The following is a 16,135-nucleotide window of genomic DNA, read 5'->3' on the forward strand; positions in this document are numbered from 1 at the left end:
TATGGATATACATCTTCTTAATGCGCTAGGGATTACAGACTGCGCTATATTTAAGAGTACAACGAGCCTTCAATGTCTTACACCTGATGTATCGTGGCTTCATAAAATCGTCTCTCTGAACGATGACGATAAGATTAATCCAGATGCATTCTCTTCCATTTTTCTAAACGATTTTATGACTGACGCCAATGATATTTGGCGAAATGACAGCATTAATACCCTATCTTCAGGTTTTTGGACTGAAGAAAACAAGAATCAAGCACTCCGTTTAGAAGCCCTCGCGATTAATAGCGGCAAAGGCGAACACTTCTTAGTGATAAAGAATGTAGAAAGCCAATACGAAGAAAAGCAAAAAACACTTCAAGCCGCCAGAGAGCTACTTTTAAGCCATCACGAAATTGTAGGTCAACACGAATACATACGTCAGCGTCTAGATAAAACACTACTTAAAAACAAAAATTACGAAAAGTTAGTTCCCCCCATAAAACAAGCTATCTACCACTTAGAAACTGGCGTCGTTATTTTAGATAAAAACCGTGAAACTGTACTAGATAATAAGTCCGCTCGACTGCTCCTTTCCTGTAGCCGAGCAAGTAACAGTTCTGACAGGCTTGAACACCTACTTGAAGATGTCAGCGTGCCAGACACCTTCCTTCCAACGCTCATTGAAAAGCGTTCAGCATGGCAAGGGGAGCTCTATTGGCAGCCCACGGAAAATTATGAAGTATGGTTACAGGTAACCATTCACCCCGTTATTCAGGATAGTGAACTCACCCACTGGGTATATCTTCTCACCGATATCAGTCACATTCGAAATAAAGAAGAAAGCGTACTCTCTGCCACGGGCATGGACTCTTTGACCAAAATTGCAAACCGTAATTTTTTCAATAGCTATGTTCAGAAGTTGGTTCAAGAGGACGTTAAATTTGCTCTGTTTATTATAGATATAAGAGAGTTTAAGAAGATTAACGAAAAGCTTGGTTATCATTCAGGGGATGAAATACTCAAGTCTTTTGCATCAAGATTGCAAGGTTTTGTTGGCAATAGTGGGTTTATCGCCAGAATGGGAAGCAACGAATTTTCCATAGTAAAACGCACCGATACCTTCAGTGGCGTCAACACTTTAGATTATGCGCAGGATATGAAGAAGAAGTTGGTGAACACCTATACTTCGCTGCATGGCGCTGAATCAAATCTTGGGATTAATATTGGCATCGCCGGTTATCCTCAACACGGAGAGCAAGGGAATATACTTTTGCGTCATGCAGATATCGCCCTCCAAATTGCGAAGTTTCAAGGTAAAAACGTTATTCTTGAATATAGTGAAATGCTGCAACGCCAACATAAGAGTATGTCTGAGTTGGAAAGCAAACTTCGCACTGCCATTCAAAACAATCAATTAGCGCTTTTCTTACAACCTATCGTTGATTTACAAACCGGTAAAATTGTTAAGTGTGAAGCATTAGCGCGCTGGAAGACAGAAGACGGAAGCTACATTCCACCGGATGTTTTTATTCCACTTGCAGAACGTACGGAGCTAATATTCCCATTTGGTGAATGGTTGGTAGAAGAAGCTTGTAATGCTATTGATAAGCTTACAGAGGCTAATTTAGACATTCGCTTAGCGATTAATATCTCAGGCCGACAAGTCACCGATCTTGTGCTGCTTCATCAAATACAATCGTCTTTAAAGCGCAGAGCCATCGACCCAAGGCATTTATCGATAGAACTCACCGAGAGTGTGTTCATAGACAGTTTAGATACGGTGTCTGTGTTGCTGAACGAACTTAGAGCCATGGGAATTACTATATCAATTGATGATTTTGGAACGGGTTTTAGCTCTTTGGTTTACCTTAAAAAACTGCCTATTGATGAACTCAAAATAGACCGTTCCTTTGTGAGCGATTTAGAAGCAAATACCGACGATCAGGCTATTATTCAAGCTATCTTGGGCTTGGCCAAAAATTTAAATATTAGCATTATCGCTGAGGGTGTTGAGACGCAAGAGCAGCAGACGTTTTTGGTAGACAACGCCTGCACTTATGCCCAAGGTTATTACTTTGACAGACCTATGTCGATTAGTGACTTCGTAGAAAAACTGCGTTAGAAAACTGCGTATATGATTTGGTCAGGCAGCTAACTAACGCATTTTATAAGGTACGCTGGCACTTAAATTAGGCCTAAATGCCCAGCATGAAACTCTAAGTGGTCTTCAATAAACGACGCGATAAAGAAGTAACTATGATCGTAGCCTTCATGCATATTCAGCGTTAACTGCGTATCTGATTGCTGAGCGGCTTGCACAAGTGCCAGTGGTTTTAATTGCTCAGACAGAAACTCATCGCTATTACCCTGCTCAACCAATAATGGAATGGCGTGGTTTTTACTAGCAATAATTTTTGCAGCATCGTATTCATCCCATGCTGATTGATCATCTCCTAAATACTGACTCAATGCTTTTTGGCCCCATGGGCAATCAGAAGGGTTCGACACTGGACTAAAAGCAGAAACAGATACATAGCGATTTGGATTACGTAAACCAGCAACAAGTGCGCCATGTCCACCCATTGAGTGACCGCTAATTGCGCGCTCTTTTGTCACGGGGAAATGTTGTTCAACAACGCTAGGCAACTCTTCGGTGACATAGCTATACATCTGATAATGCGCTTTCCATGGCGTTTGTGTGGCATCAACATAAAAGCCAGCTCCCAGCCCAAAATCATATGCGCCGTTTTCGTCATCAGGAACACCTTCACCTCGCGGGCTGGTATCTGGCGCAACAATTGCCATTCCAAGTTCTGCGGCTAACTTCATCGCCCCCGCTTTTTGCATAAAGTTTTGGTCGTTACAGGTAAGCCCTGAAAGCCAGTATAACACTGGTACTGGTTTCTCAGCGGAGGCAAACGGTGGTAGGTAGATTGCAAATGTCATACTGCAATTGGTGCTCTTTGCATCGTGACTGTAGCGTAAATGCCTACCGCCAAACGCACGATTTTCACTAATAAGCTCCATAATGACTCCTGTACACTAATAAATTTAGAAAAATAACCACTTTGCTGTAGCAAACAGTAAAGGGTCTATCGGATTTTAAATCAAGTTCGTTTACACTAAGTGCCTAATTTTTGAGGTAAGTACGATGATAAGAGGCCTAATGCATCACCTGATTGGCACCATTTCAGTGATTTTTTATTTTTTAAATACGGTTTTATGGGCAACGCCCATCATTATTTTGTCTTTTTTCAAACTTATACCGCTTGCGCCTTGGAGACGATTTATATCGTATATCTTGGACGCGTGCGCAACCGCATGGATTACGATTAACAATCTTAATCAGCGAGTGAGTAGTAGAACAAAGTGGGATGTTACCGGCCTTGATCAACTTACCCGTAATGACTGGTACTTAGTTATTGCCAACCATCAATCTTGGGTCGATATCTTAGTTTTACAACGCGTATTCAATCGTAAAATCCCATTTTTAAAGTTTTTCCTTAAAAAAGAACTGATTTACGTCCCTATCTTAGGCCTCGCTTGGTGGGCTCTCGATTTTCCCTTTATGCGCCGATACTCAAAATCTTTCTTGGCGAAGAATCCACACTTAAAAGGCAAAGACATGGAAACTACCCGCAAAGCATGCGAAAAGTTTCAAACCAAGCCGGTAAGTATCATGAATTTTGTGGAAGGCACCCGCTTTACCCAACAAAAACATGACCGACAGAACTCTCCTTTTAGCCACCTGCTTAAGCCTAAAGCGGGCGGCGTAGCCTTTGTACTTTCTGCCATGGGCTCGCAGTTACACAAGCTAATAGATGTAACAATTGATTACCCTGGCGGCGTTCCCTCATTTTGGGATTTCGTCAGCGGCAAAGTAAGTGATATTCGCGTAAGTATTAAAGTCACTCCCATCACGGATATTACCGAAAATGGTTACTTTAATGATAATTACTTTGACGACCCGCAGGTAAGAAGCCAATTTCAGCGTTGGCTAAATAGCCGCTGGCAAGATAAAAATGACCAATTAGAATCGATTAACGCAACTCAGAAGCCACTATGATCCGTACCTTGTTTTCCCCTCTAATTTTCGTTGTTCACACTGCGCTTCAAATTGTTAACCTTGCGCTGTGGGGAGGGCTCATCATCTTGTTCGGCGTAGTTAAACTAATACTCCCATCAGGTAGAATTACCGAAGCGTGGAATAGCGTCATGCACGCTTGCTTGTTTAGTTTTGGCCGCGTTAGCGTATTACTTATTCGCCTCTTCAATAAAGTCAATATTGAGTGTGCGGTTCATGGCGAATTGTCGAAAGACAGATGGTATTTAATTATCGCCAATCATCTTAGTTACCTTGATATTGTGTTACTGATTGAATTTGCCACTCATCGCATACCTGCCCCAAAATTCTTTCTTAAAAAGGAGTTAATTTGGCTTCCTTTTGTAGGGTTAGGGGCTTGGGCGTTAGATATGCCGTTTATGCACAGATACACTAAGGCCTATTTAGAAAAGTACCCAGAAAAAAAAGGTAAGGATCTAGAAACGACAAGAGCATCATGTGAAAAGTTTCGTACTGTGCCCACCACTGTTATTAATTTTGTTGAAGGCACCCGCTTTACCACACAAAAACACCATCAGAAACGAAGCCCTTATGAAACCTTACTTCCGCCTAAAGCGGGAGGCGTTTCTTTTACATTGGCTGCAATGGGTGAACTATTTACGAATGTACTCGATATCTCATTGTTGTATCCAGAGAATAAGCGCCATCCAATGATGGCCATGCTAAGTGGTACTATGACCAAAATCATAATCGATGTTAATGTGATGCCTGTGCCTGCACTTCAGCAACACTCTACGTTGAGTGAACCTGAGTTTCGTACCACTTTTCAAGATTGGCTAAATGCCATGTGGAAAAATAAAGATAGCCGTATCAAACGTCTTTTGGAGTCGTAATTGTGGAAGTAAGCTCAACTGTACGTGATAACTTCATGCATCTAGTGAAGGATTTTTTTCCATCACTGACCATGCACGACCCGCTATATAATGCGCTAGCGTTAGGCACCATATTAACGATAGCGATTGTTATTTACGTCTTTGCAAGATTGATTGTTCGCCCTGAAATAGCAAGATGGGTATCAAAAACCACCAACATTTGGGATAACGCATTGCAAGAGCATGGCTTCTTCCGCCGTCTTATGCATTTATTCCCTGCCCTGTTCATTTTCCTTGCTACCCCAGTGCTTATTGAAGAAGCCTCTGTGTTGTATGGCTTATTAATAAAAAGTGCGTTGTTGTACATGCTCTACAGTGGGCTGTTGGGTATTTACGCCATTTTGAGTACGGTGGAAGATGTTTACAACGCCTCTGCGCTGTCTAAACGTGCACCTATTACTGGCTTTATTCAAGTCACCAAACTCGGTTTTGCCATTCTTACCATTTTGTTCAGCATCTCGTTAATTGTTGATAAAAGCCCCTTACTCTTGGTGTCTGGCTTAACCGCTATTGCCGCAGTTCTGTTACTCATTTTCCGCGATACCATATTAGGTTTTGTGGCAGGTATTCAAATTGCTGCTAACCGCATGTTTAACACCGGTGATTGGATCACCATGCAGAAATACGAAGTAGATGGTGAAATTAAAGAAATAGGTTTAACCAACGTAAAAGTGCAGAACTGGGATAAAACTATTTCGACGCTGCCTACCTACAATTTAACCACCGAAGCGGTTAAAAACTGGCGAGGCATGCAAGAATCTGGAGGACGCAGGATAAAGCGCTCTGTGTATATCGATGTTCATTCTATTAAATTATGTGACAACGAGATGTTAGAGCGCTTCTCTAAAATTCGCTATATAAGTGAGTACATAGAGAAGAAGACAAATGAATTACGAGCATACAATAGAGACTACTCTATAGATGAGTCTGATTTATTAAATAGCCGCAAGCTAACCAACATTGGTACCTTCAGAGCTTATCTAGAATCCTATCTGCGCAAACACCCAAGTGTGAACCAAGAAATGACCTTGATGGTGCGCCAACTGCCCCCTAACGAAATTGGCCTGCCGCTGGAGCTATACTGTTTTAGTATTGAAAAAGACTGGGTGAAATATGAAAAGGTTCAAGCGGATATATTTGACCATGTCATGGCCATGCTGTCTTTGTTTGACCTAGTTGCTTACCAACGTGACGGCCATTTGGGGTATTTATCCAATGCTATGGAAATAAGCCAGAGTGAACAAGACTAGCGCTTGCTAGTGTAGCAACGAAATTTAAACGCTAGACATAAAAAAACCGGCCTAAGCCGGTTTTTTTATGGAAATCATTACTTAAGCTAACGCATAACCCATTAGCAAGCAAACCACTAGCCCAGACACACCAAAGAAACCATACTCGATTTTTTCTTGCATGCCTTTTGCGCCAGTTTCAGCTGTCATGAAACCCATTACGATGCTGCTAAGCCCCAGAGTGAAGGCAATTAGCGCAACACCAAATACAATTGCGTTAATCCAATCAGTCATTCTCTAAACCCTTTAATTTTTCTGACGTTATTATGCATGAAATCAATCTAGATGAACATGCCTCAAAAAGCATTAAATACGAGTAATGTGCTCTTTTTCTTACCACTTTGATCTTAGTCAAAAATGCCAAATAGTTAAGCTAAATGCTAAATTGTGGTAAATAGTTAGTGCCACCGCCTATCTGAAAAACCATAAGATACTGAAATTAAGAGAATTATTGAAATGGCACTGAGGTTGCAATACTTAGGTTACAACACCTAGGTTACAACTGAGCTTGTAATAGCAGGTTATAAAAACAGAGTGAGCGCATTGCGCTAAAGGGTCTTCGCGACAGCATCATGGTTAATAGGATTTCAAAAAATGAAAATTAAACAATTATTTCCACTTGCCTTAGTAACTTCATCTTTACTTAGCGTGCCAGCGTTTGCTTTTGAGACTAGCTGCGATATCGAATTGGATGGCCATCTTCAATATTACCAAGGCCTAATTACTGTCGACATGCAAAATGGTTCTACCATGTCGATTGATGACACTTACCATTTAGTGATTAACGGTGAGAGTGTGTCGTTGAACAACGAACAGCAACAATGGGTAAATACCTATTACGACCGTATCGATACTGCTATCCCCATGACCCTTAATATCGCAAGTGAAGGGTTAGAGATTGCGAGTGTCGCCGTTTCAGAAGTATTCGGTGAACTGCTTGGCGGCGATAATAAGCTTACTGAAGATTTTGATACGATGTTTACATCGCTTAACGAAAAGTTGGCAACGTCTTTTTATGATGACAGCGGCAATATCAAAGTGGATACGGCTAAGTTTGACGAGCCAGGCTTTTTCGACGAAAGCTGGGAAGACGAATTTGAAGCGCAATTCGAGTCGCTAATTAGTGAATCAATGGGCCGAATCCTCATTGCTGTTGGTACGCAAATGCTATGGAACGGTGGCGATATGGAAGCGTTCGAGGAAAAAATGGAGCGCTTTGGGGAAACTATTGAACACCGTGTTGAATCACAAGCTGCAGCACTTGAAGAAAAAGGCGATGCGCTATGTGAAGTGTTGCAAGAAGCTAATTATGCAGAAAACAAAATGCAAACCAGCATTCCTGGGTTAGGTGGCTTAGACTTAATCGATATGCGAAGTGGCGAAATGAAAATGTAATTGTGGCTTTATTGGTGTGGTAACTCCCCCACTGCATTCAAACCACGTTTAATTTACGTTTAATAACTTTAAAACGCTAGCTTTCCCGCTAGCGTTTCTTGTTTTTTAACTCATGCCATTGTAATCGTTTTTCTCCCTCATCAATTAGCACATCGGGCTTTGCACCTTATTCCTAGATAAGGTGTACCTAGCAACCAGCATTTGTGTGCTCGCATTTACTCCATAGAACCAATCCGTTTTGCGCCTTGCCGCGTATTTTTGATACTTTTACTCTCACGCCCCATTATCATGTAAGAAGACGTTATGAATAATAAGCTAGTTATATGCGGTTACGGTTGGCTTGGTCGCTACTTGGGTAAAGCCATGTCAGCTACCCATACTATTATTGCCACCACGCGAAGCGAAGAAAAAGCGTTGAAGATAAGCGACAAGCACATTAAAGGCTTGGTTTTTAGTTTGGGTGACGACACCACAACACTATGTGAAGCGCTTGGCAATGCAACGCTGGTACTAAACATTCCACCTGGCCGTCGTAATACCCAGTTAGATGATTTCACCGATAACATGCTTGCCCTTATTGATAATGCAGCGGCGGCCAGAGTAGCCCGCATTATTTTCATTAGTACCACCTCGGTATACGGCGAAAATAGAGCTGATGTGCTAAGTGAACACGCCAGCACTCAACCTGAAACCGCATCGGCAAAAGCACATGTAGCAATAGAGCAGCACTTGTTAGATTTAAAAGCGAATGCCAATGTAGACGTTAAGATAGTTCGCCTTGCTGGGTTAACAGGCACAGATCGCCACCCTGTAAATTCCTTAAGTGGAAGGACGCTAAATGCAGGTAACAAAAGAATTAACTTAGTGCATATTCATGATGTTGTTGCCGCGTTAAAGACACTGATTTTGGCAGATAGTAGTATGAACAACACTAGCAAAACCGATAGTACAGATTTATATCATCTGTGTAGTTTGCAGCACCCCAAAAGAGGCGATTACTATACTCAGGCGGCACAGAAAAAAGGGATAGCTGCTCCCACATTTAGTGAGTCAGATTTAGCCCCAACGGGCAAGGTGATTGATGCAAAAGCGAGTTGGGCTTTACTGGGAATACTTCCCGACTATGCCAACCCTGATGACATGATTTAGTGAAATTGGATGTTTTGAAGGACATTCATTTATAAAAAATGCCGTTTTATAAAAAGAGCAGGCACATAAATAAAGTACAGAGTCACAAATAGATAAGGCGCTCACATTTGAGCGCCTTATTGTTGGTATAGTTATTACAACAACTAGTTTTGTCAGTGACTCGTTTAGTCAGCAATTAACCAAACAGGCTGAAGCCGAAGTATTTAACTGCCACGGTATTGATGAAAATGACCAACAAGATGGCAGGGATAAACGTTTTAAGTGATACATCGACATACTTTTCAAACCATCCACCACGATAGCCCGAACTCCCCTCTTCAAGGGATGCGTTAAAGTTTGCACTCTTCCAACGATAGATAACGAAGATACAAATCAAGAAGCCGTTTAAGGGCAAAATAGTCTCGTAAAATACGTCAATAATAACGTCGAACAGCGACTTATCTACACCCGCGTAGCTGGCGAACTGCGTAAGTGCTTCAACCTTACCAAATGACAAGGTGCACAATATTGCTAACACCAGCATCACGCTACCAAGTGATGCTAACGCCCACTTTCTGCTTACCCCTTTCTCATCCATTAGCGCCGCTACTGGCACTTCAAAAATAGACACTAAAGACGTGATGGCAGCAAAGAACACTAATAAGAAGAACAAGCTTGCCACGATAGACGCACCCACATACCCAATAGAGCTTTGCAGCGCTAAAAATATGTTAGGTAAATAAGTAAAAATCATACTCACTGATGACTCACTAAGTTCATCAGGGTTTATATCAGGATTAAATGAGAATATCGCAGGTAGAATCATTAGGCCTGCTGTGAAGGCCACTGCGGTATCTGTTATTGCCACTAACTTTGCCGACGTAGGTACATCCGCTCTCTTGTCGATATAACTACCGTAGGTGATCAATATACCCATACCTAGCGAGAGGGAGAAAAACGCTTGTGCAAGCGCACTATTCACCACGGTTGCTGTCAGTTTTGTGAAATCAGGAACAATATAAAACTTCACGCCTGCCATGGCATTCTCGCGGGTGAGTACAAACGCCACTAAGCCAATTAACATAACGAAAAGGGCAGGCATCAGCAGCTTAGCTGCTTTTTCAATACCCTCTTTAACACCGCCTTGTAGAATGAGATAAACCACACCAACAACCACGGCCATATAAGCGAAAATAGACGATGAATTAATAAATAACCCAAAGGTATCTGGGTTAGCTAAGGTGTCTAAATTACCGCTGACGGTTTCAAAAAGATAACCGAAAATCCACACTGTGATCACCATATAGAACACCGCAATCATAAATGGCGTAGCAATGGCTAGCCAACCGGCGATTTTCCATTTTGCTGAATTGTCACTGATTGCGCTGTATGCGCCAAGTGGATCTTTTTTGGCATGACGCCCCACTGACATTTCCGCTAACATCACAGGTAAGCAAATAGCGAATACAAAAATGGCATACATTAATAAGAATGCACCACCGCCATTTTTTGCCGCGCCAACAGGAAAGCCCACTAGGTTACCAATACCTACTGCCGACCCTGCCGCTGCTAGAATAAAACCTATGCGCGATCCGAACTGTTCTCTGGCCCCGCTCATATCCCTTCCTCTTGTTGAGTTTATTTTTATGTTTTCTGGGATGGCGATAACTTATGATTATTTCATCGTGCTAATGGCGTCGACTACGTCGTATTGCTCGCCTTTTTTAAGCGAGTCAAAACACTGCACCATTCCCTAAAATGCATGGTAACAGCAGTGTAATAAAAAGTCTTGATATTGGGCTTACAGAAAGCGGCAATTGGCGTATCACCAAGTTACCACTTTACCGTCCCAGTCAATGAAGTGACAGCTTTCGTCATGGTTTGAATGGCGAGAAGCGCTTAGTGTCGACAAATGAGTAAGCAGTTGATTAGCGGTAAATTCCGGTGTGAACAGTTTTTTAGCTTTTACGTTTTTCTGAAACGGCGCTGATAAACCAGTATCGACAGTACCTGGGTGATAACACACTAAAAGTGGTTCTTTAAGCCGCCGTGTGTATTCTACCGCGGCTGTTTTTACCAACATATTAAGCGCGGCTTTTGAAGCGCGGTATCCATACCAGCCCCCCAGTTTGTTATCAGAAATGCTGCCCACCCGCGCACTAATACAGACAATTAACGGGTTTTCTTTCACCATCACAGTCACTAAGTACTTCATCCATAAAGCAGGCAGCGTACTGTTGACGGCAAAGTAAGTTGCTAACGCTTTTTCACTAATGTCTTCAAGCCGTTTTTCTGGGCGAAGCCCCAGCGTTTCATTGTGAAGTACGCCGGTCGCAACAATCGCTAACTTCACTCGTGTACCTTGCGCTTGAAGGTCTTTAACAAACGCCTCTATACTGCGTTCATTGTGTTCCGGCAAGCTAATTGCCGTCACATTATCGGTCCAAGTAGGGTCTTTAAAACCACTGCGGCTAAGGGCTATTACCTTTTTAGGATTCTCATCCTCACCGGTGTCAGCGCTTGACAATAAATGAACCAGTGCCCTCCCTATTCCGCCCGACGCCCCTATCACGAGAGACACCGTATTAGCGCTTTGCTCAGTTTTGGGGTTATCTGCCACTGTCGCCACCTTTGCCTTTTGTGTTTTCGATATTCGTAATATGTTCCGCCCCAGCGGTGCTTTTAGTAAGCGCAGCATTCGCATCACTGGGTGATGCTTGCTGAATATCACCAGGTACACATCGGTCACAAGTACGCTTTTTACCGGTCAATAAATACGAAATGGTATAACGGTGTTTAGCGAATTTGAGGTAACCCCAATCGGCAATAATACGAATACCAGGCCAGCGCAGGGGGGCGTATAGCCAACCTACACCCACAGCTTTCCACGCCTGATGGGTTACATCGAGTCCGGTAATAAGTGTGCCATCGGGTAATAACCCGTGAATTCTAGCATTGAGTGCATGCCAATCTAATTCAGGGTACTGCGCAGCAAACTCTGGTGTTTGAATATCAACAAGGGTTAATGCACCTTGCTTATCCCGTTTTTGTAAATGGCGCATTTCTGTTTTGCACAACGGGCAATAGCCATCGTAAAAAATTATCAATGTAGTCACCTCTGACCTAGCAGTAGCTTTCTGTGCTTTCTGTGTTCTGTCTTTCTGTGTTCTGGGCTTTTTATTTATTATGCTTTTATACGCTAAAAAAATGCACTTGGATGACTTGAGTTTAGGTACACTCACACCCACACTGATGTCATACGTTTTTTCTGAGGTAACACAATGGCAAATTTACAAGTAGCCACCCTAGCTGGCGGGTGTTTTTGGTGTATAGAGTCAGCATTTAATACTGTTGAAGGTGTTGAAAAAGCAGTATCTGGGTATGCGGGCGGCGAAGATGCCTCACCAACTTATGAATCAGTTTGTGGTGGCGGTACTGGTCACGCTGAAGTAGTTCAAGTTACCTATGATGCCGATAACATCAGTTATCGAGAGGTATTAGAGATTTTCTTTGCACTGCACGATCCTACGCAATTGAACCGTCAAGGTAATGATGTGGGCACACAATACCGTAGCGCGGTTTTCTATCATGACGATGCGCAAAAAGACGCTGCTGAAGCCATAATAAAGGAAATTACCACGGAAGAGATTTGGCCTGAGCCGGTTGTCACCGAAGTTGTGCCCATAGATAACTACCATCAGGCTGAAGACTACCATCAGGATTACTTTAAAAATAATCCGCAGAACCAATACTGTTCTATGGTAGTCGCACCTAAACTAGCGAAGTTTAAAAAGACATTTGCTTCACGTTTACGTAAGCAAGCATAAAAGCCTTAATTAAGGCTTGAAGACCCTAACAAAAAATGCGGTTGCAGCGTAATATCTGCAACCGCATTTTTTATTTCTGTAAATAGCCAGTGCTCTGAATCTCAGGGCTTTTGCCGTTTATGGCTACTGAAACCATGCGTCATTTAAAGGCACCGAGAACAACAAAGGTGCCATGGCTTCGTAACGTGGTGTCTCTGCTTCACATTTGATGTTCTTCAAGTAGTTTACTTTCCACGGATCGTTTATTAGCCACAAAGTATCTTCTACCACAACCAGTCCTTCAATTGAGGCGTTATCCATTACATATTCGCCGCACTCATTATCTGCACTCACATTAAACTGCATGGAGATACGCTTCGTTTCTACCTTACCAGCAACATCAATAACCCAAACCTCGTTATCATTTCGGGCTGCGGCCAATAAAAAACGATTACCGCTATCAGCAGCATTATAAAGTGCTAAGCCATTTATGGGGTGGCTACCCGTTTCAAACATAGGTAACGACAAATCAGGTTCATCTACCACAGCGAAATCCGCACTTTGCCAAAAGTCATCCGCTATGTTTAACGAGAAAATTCGCGGCTGCCCCGCTTTATCTTTTTCTAGGCCTAAGTATAAGGTGCCATCTTTTGCCATGGCCATGCCCTCAATACCGTCGTTAGGAAAGTTCCCTACTTCAAATTCGGTAAGAAACTGCAAAGGACGAACATGGGTCATTGTCACAGTGTTGTCTTCATTTCGCTCTAAACGAACCAATAAGGTGGGATAATCGGTAGAGCCCGTATTTTGATATTTCTTTTCACAGCGAGTAGAGAGCGTGCCTGTGCGGGTAGCATCTTCGGTTACAGTGTAAATCACATCCGCATTACGAGGATCGCTAGCAAGCGCTTCTAAATCTGGCGCATTGGTTAAATAGTCACTAAAACAACTTCGGCGCACGCGTGTAGCTAGCTTAAATGCATTACTTGATGTGGTCAGTATCGCCGTGTCTTTATCAATAAAGTGCAGTTTTCTTTGCTGCTCGAATGCGGCACTACCATCTGCTATGGTGACTAAGTGACCATTAATTTCAATTAGCCCTGAGGTTTGCGGGTCTTGCATTACGTCGCTGGTGTCGGTGGATATCCAGCGCCCAACAGAGGTTAAAACCGAACTTGTTGTGGCACTAGGTGCTTCTTCGCTAAATGCAGCATCTTTGTTATCGCTACAGCCTGTCGTAACACTACTTAATGCTACGACAATAAACGCGGCAACCGGCCAATTATTCAACATGTTTTTCATTTCCTTCAACGTTAAGATGCCCCTATCACTCACGCCTAGCAAAACCTGCAAGCACCAGCACGCTCATAAAAAACCGCTAGCAACAAATCAGCCCGACAACGTGTTCACAGCCTATAATTCTACTGGCTACCCCATCTACGATACCGCCTGCACTTTGACCTACATTTTGACCTGCTTTTTGACCTACATCGTAAATAGTCAGACAAAGGCAAATTTATGGGCGAAAACCGTCACGAGTAAAGCCCATTGGGGTAAAAAATGTAAGCGAGTATATCTACCATACCGTTTAAAGCCAAAAAAGAGTAAGGTACATTTTTCTTCTTGTTGCTTTTGGTAGGAGCATATTATTTCTGAGCAGTATATTCCTGCGGTGATTGCGGGCCCAATCGTTAGGCGAGTCACACAAAGTGCGTGTTATGTTTGGTTAGTAACATCTAAGGCTAATGCGCCAGCATTTGCACTAACACAACATGGTGCAACGCTTAAAGCAGAGGTGACAGGCACCTGCGTGCAAGTCGGTAAGCACGCCTTCATTCACTTATTATCTGCCACTGTTGATGAAAGCTTTACCGCCAATATACCCATTTATTACCAACTCACCTTTACAGCGACTGAATGCCAAGAAAAGTGGCAACATGAGCAAGCAGACTTACTTTATGCTAATCAAACTGCATTAAGCTTTTGCTGGACAAATAAACCAGAAACCCTATTACATGGCTCATGTCGAAAGCCTCATTTTGATGGTGATGATGCCCTTGCTCAAGTTGATAATCTACTCGATAGCGCTATTACATCAAACAGCTCTCGCCCTGATGTGCTTATGATGACAGGCGATCAGGTATACACCGATGATGTAGCCGGCCCTACTTTGCAAGCCATTCACCAAATCATTGCATTACTTGGGCTTTTTGAAGAGCCCCTAAATGGCGCGGTATTAGACAACTCGGCAGAGCTCCCTACTCACCCCCATGGTTTTTATGAACGTGAGCAATTACTGCCACAAACTGAAACGAATACCGCTCTTTCGTCACTCTTCTTTGGTGCCAAAAGAAAACCTATTTTCACCTCGGTGAATGCGCAAAACCACTTAATAAGCTGCGCCGAAGTGATGGCCATGTATTTCTTAGTGTGGTCGCCCGCACTGTGGCGAAACGTGACTTTTCATATCAATGATATTGACGAACCACACAAAGACACCTTTGAAAAAGAACAAAATGCCATTGAAGGGTTTGTTAATACGTTGCCGAAAGTCCGCCGTGCACTGGCGCATATTCCCGTTTACATGATTTTTGACGATCACGATGTCACCGACGACTGGAACTTAACCCGCGGTTGGGAACAAGAAGTTTATGGAAACCCTTTTTCTAAACGTATGATTGGTAACGCCCTAACCGGTTACTTACTTTGCCAAGGATGGGGCAATGCGCCGCAAAAATGCGCGCAGCTAATGGCTAAAGCCAGTGAAACCTTCACCGAAAATGGCATGGTCAAGCAAGATGAACTCATTGACCAATTGTTAGACTTTGAACATTGGAATTACCGCTTAGACACCACGCCCCCTATTGAGGTACTCGATACCCGAACGCGACGTTGGCGCTCAGAATCGAGTATGAAAAAGCCGTCAGGCTTGATGGACTGGGAAGCCTTATGCGACTTTCAGCATAACATTATTGGAAAGGAAGCGGTGATAGTGGTGTCGGCCGCCCCTATTTACGGGGTGAAGTTTATTGAAGCCATCCAAAAGACTTTCACCTTCTTTGGCAAAGCACTTACTGTGGATGCCGAGAACTGGATGGCGCATAAAGGCACGGCGAATGTTATGTTGAATATTTTTCGACATTACAAAACGCCCCCTGAATTTATTATTCTGTCAGGTGATGTTCACTACTCGTTTGTATACGATGTACGATTACGTTTTCAGCGCAATAGCCCTCACATCACCCAATTTACCTGTAGCGGATTAAAGAACGCGTTTCCCGAAGGCTTAATTCGCTGGTTAGATAGGCTTAACCGTGTTTTCTACGGGCCAAAATCTGTGCTTAACGTGTTCACAAGGCGCAGAAATATGTCGGTTACCGCCAGAGAACCATCATCAGGTTACGGTGAGCTCTATAACGGCTGCGCCATCGGTATATTACAAATTTCACAAAATAGTACAGTTGTTGGCTGCAAAGCTTTGTTGAGCAACGGTAAAGAGGTAGAATTCCCGCCCATAAAAGATGATTAGTGTGTACG

13 protein-coding genes and 1 pseudogene are annotated in these 16,135 nt (G+C 42.9%); 8 read left to right on the forward strand and 6 right to left on the reverse strand.

What is annotated here, in order from left to right:
* Window position 1 precedes the first annotated feature (1 nt).
* Window positions 2–2,107 (forward strand): sensor domain-containing protein, encoded by a 2,106-nt coding sequence (locus ALT761_RS17075; protein ID WP_129740104.1) that lies wholly within the window; start codon window positions 2–4, stop codon window positions 2,105–2,107.
* A gap of 62 nt (window positions 2,108–2,169) precedes the next feature.
* On the opposite strand, the gene fghA is transcribed toward ALT761_RS17075, so the two are convergent.
* On the reverse strand, window positions 2,170–3,012 hold the full coding sequence (gene fghA, locus ALT761_RS17080) for an S-formylglutathione hydrolase (RefSeq protein ID WP_129740105.1): 843 nt from the start codon (window positions 3,010–3,012) through the stop codon (window positions 2,170–2,172).
* A 124-nt stretch (window positions 3,013–3,136) separates the two neighbouring features.
* On the opposite strand from fghA, the gene ALT761_RS17085 reads away from it, so the two are divergent.
* The 3 genes from ALT761_RS17085 to ALT761_RS17095 are packed head-to-tail and all read left to right on the forward strand — an operon-like array spanning window position 3,137 to window position 6,230.
* Window positions 3,137–4,051, forward strand: a complete 915-nt coding sequence (locus ALT761_RS17085; RefSeq protein ID WP_129740106.1) for an acyltransferase — start codon at window positions 3,137–3,139, stop codon at window positions 4,049–4,051.
* Window positions 4,048–4,941 carry an acyltransferase gene (locus ALT761_RS17090; RefSeq protein ID WP_129740107.1) on the forward strand — a complete coding sequence of 298 codons (894 nt, stop codon included), beginning with the start codon at window positions 4,048–4,050 and terminating at the stop codon, window positions 4,939–4,941. The genes ALT761_RS17085 and ALT761_RS17090 overlap by 4 nt, the downstream gene beginning before the upstream one ends.
* A gap of 2 nt (window positions 4,942–4,943) precedes the next feature.
* Window positions 4,944–6,230, forward strand: a complete 1,287-nt coding sequence (locus ALT761_RS17095) for a mechanosensitive ion channel family protein (RefSeq protein ID WP_129740108.1) — start codon at window positions 4,944–4,946, stop codon at window positions 6,228–6,230.
* A gap of 81 nt (window positions 6,231–6,311) precedes the next feature.
* Here ALT761_RS17095 and ALT761_RS17100 read toward each other — a convergent pair whose 3' ends face one another.
* Window positions 6,312–6,503 carry a hypothetical protein gene (locus ALT761_RS17100; protein ID WP_013782633.1) on the reverse strand — a complete coding sequence of 64 codons (192 nt, stop codon included), beginning with the start codon at window positions 6,501–6,503 and terminating at the stop codon, window positions 6,312–6,314.
* A gap of 360 nt (window positions 6,504–6,863) precedes the next feature.
* Here ALT761_RS17100 and ALT761_RS17105 point away from each other — a divergent pair, with 360 nt between their 5' ends.
* Together ALT761_RS17105 and ALT761_RS17110 are read left to right on the forward strand one after the other, a co-directional pair.
* Window positions 6,864–7,664 carry a DUF2884 family protein gene (locus ALT761_RS17105; protein WP_013782632.1) on the forward strand — a complete coding sequence of 267 codons (801 nt, stop codon included), beginning with the start codon at window positions 6,864–6,866 and terminating at the stop codon, window positions 7,662–7,664.
* A 303-nt stretch (window positions 7,665–7,967) separates the two neighbouring features.
* Window positions 7,968–8,813, forward strand: coding sequence for an NAD-dependent epimerase/dehydratase family protein (locus ALT761_RS17110; protein WP_129740109.1), 846 nt, complete (start codon window positions 7,968–7,970; stop codon window positions 8,811–8,813).
* Between the two features lie 175 nt (window positions 8,814–8,988).
* Here the strand turns inward: ALT761_RS17110 and ALT761_RS17115 are convergent, their stop codons facing one another.
* From ALT761_RS17115 to ALT761_RS17125, 3 genes and pseudogenes are all read right to left on the reverse strand, one after another.
* A complete protein-coding gene (locus ALT761_RS17115; protein WP_129740110.1) occupies window positions 8,989–10,410 on the reverse strand; it encodes a sodium-dependent transporter in 1,422 nt (473 codons plus the stop codon).
* 207 nt (window positions 10,411–10,617) lie between these two features.
* Window positions 10,618–11,412 (reverse strand): SDR family NAD(P)-dependent oxidoreductase, encoded by a 795-nt coding sequence (locus ALT761_RS17120; protein ID WP_129740111.1) that lies wholly within the window; start codon window positions 11,410–11,412, stop codon window positions 10,618–10,620.
* 106 nt (window positions 11,413–11,518) lie between these two features.
* Window positions 11,519–11,899: pseudogene (locus ALT761_RS17125) on the reverse strand (thiol-disulfide oxidoreductase DCC family protein); the annotation flags it as partial.
* A 174-nt stretch (window positions 11,900–12,073) separates the two neighbouring features.
* Between ALT761_RS17125 and msrA the strand changes: the two are divergent.
* A complete protein-coding gene (gene msrA / locus ALT761_RS17130) occupies window positions 12,074–12,619 on the forward strand; it encodes a peptide-methionine (S)-S-oxide reductase MsrA (RefSeq protein ID WP_129740113.1) in 546 nt (181 codons plus the stop codon).
* 123 nt (window positions 12,620–12,742) lie between these two features.
* Here the strand turns inward: msrA and ALT761_RS17135 are convergent, their stop codons facing one another.
* Window positions 12,743–13,891 (reverse strand): hypothetical protein, encoded by a 1,149-nt coding sequence (locus ALT761_RS17135; protein WP_129740114.1) that lies wholly within the window; start codon window positions 13,889–13,891, stop codon window positions 12,743–12,745.
* 370 nt (window positions 13,892–14,261) lie between these two features.
* On the opposite strand from ALT761_RS17135, the gene ALT761_RS17140 reads away from it, so the two are divergent.
* Complete coding sequence (locus tag ALT761_RS17140) at window positions 14,262–16,127, forward strand: alkaline phosphatase family protein (protein WP_129740115.1); 1,866 nt, start codon at window positions 14,262–14,264, stop codon at window positions 16,125–16,127.
* Window positions 16,128–16,135 lie beyond the last annotated feature (8 nt).

The sequence above is a fragment of the Alteromonas sp. 76-1 genome, assembly GCF_900654235.1.
Lineage (GTDB): Bacteria > Pseudomonadota > Gammaproteobacteria > Enterobacterales > Alteromonadaceae > Alteromonas > Alteromonas naphthalenivorans.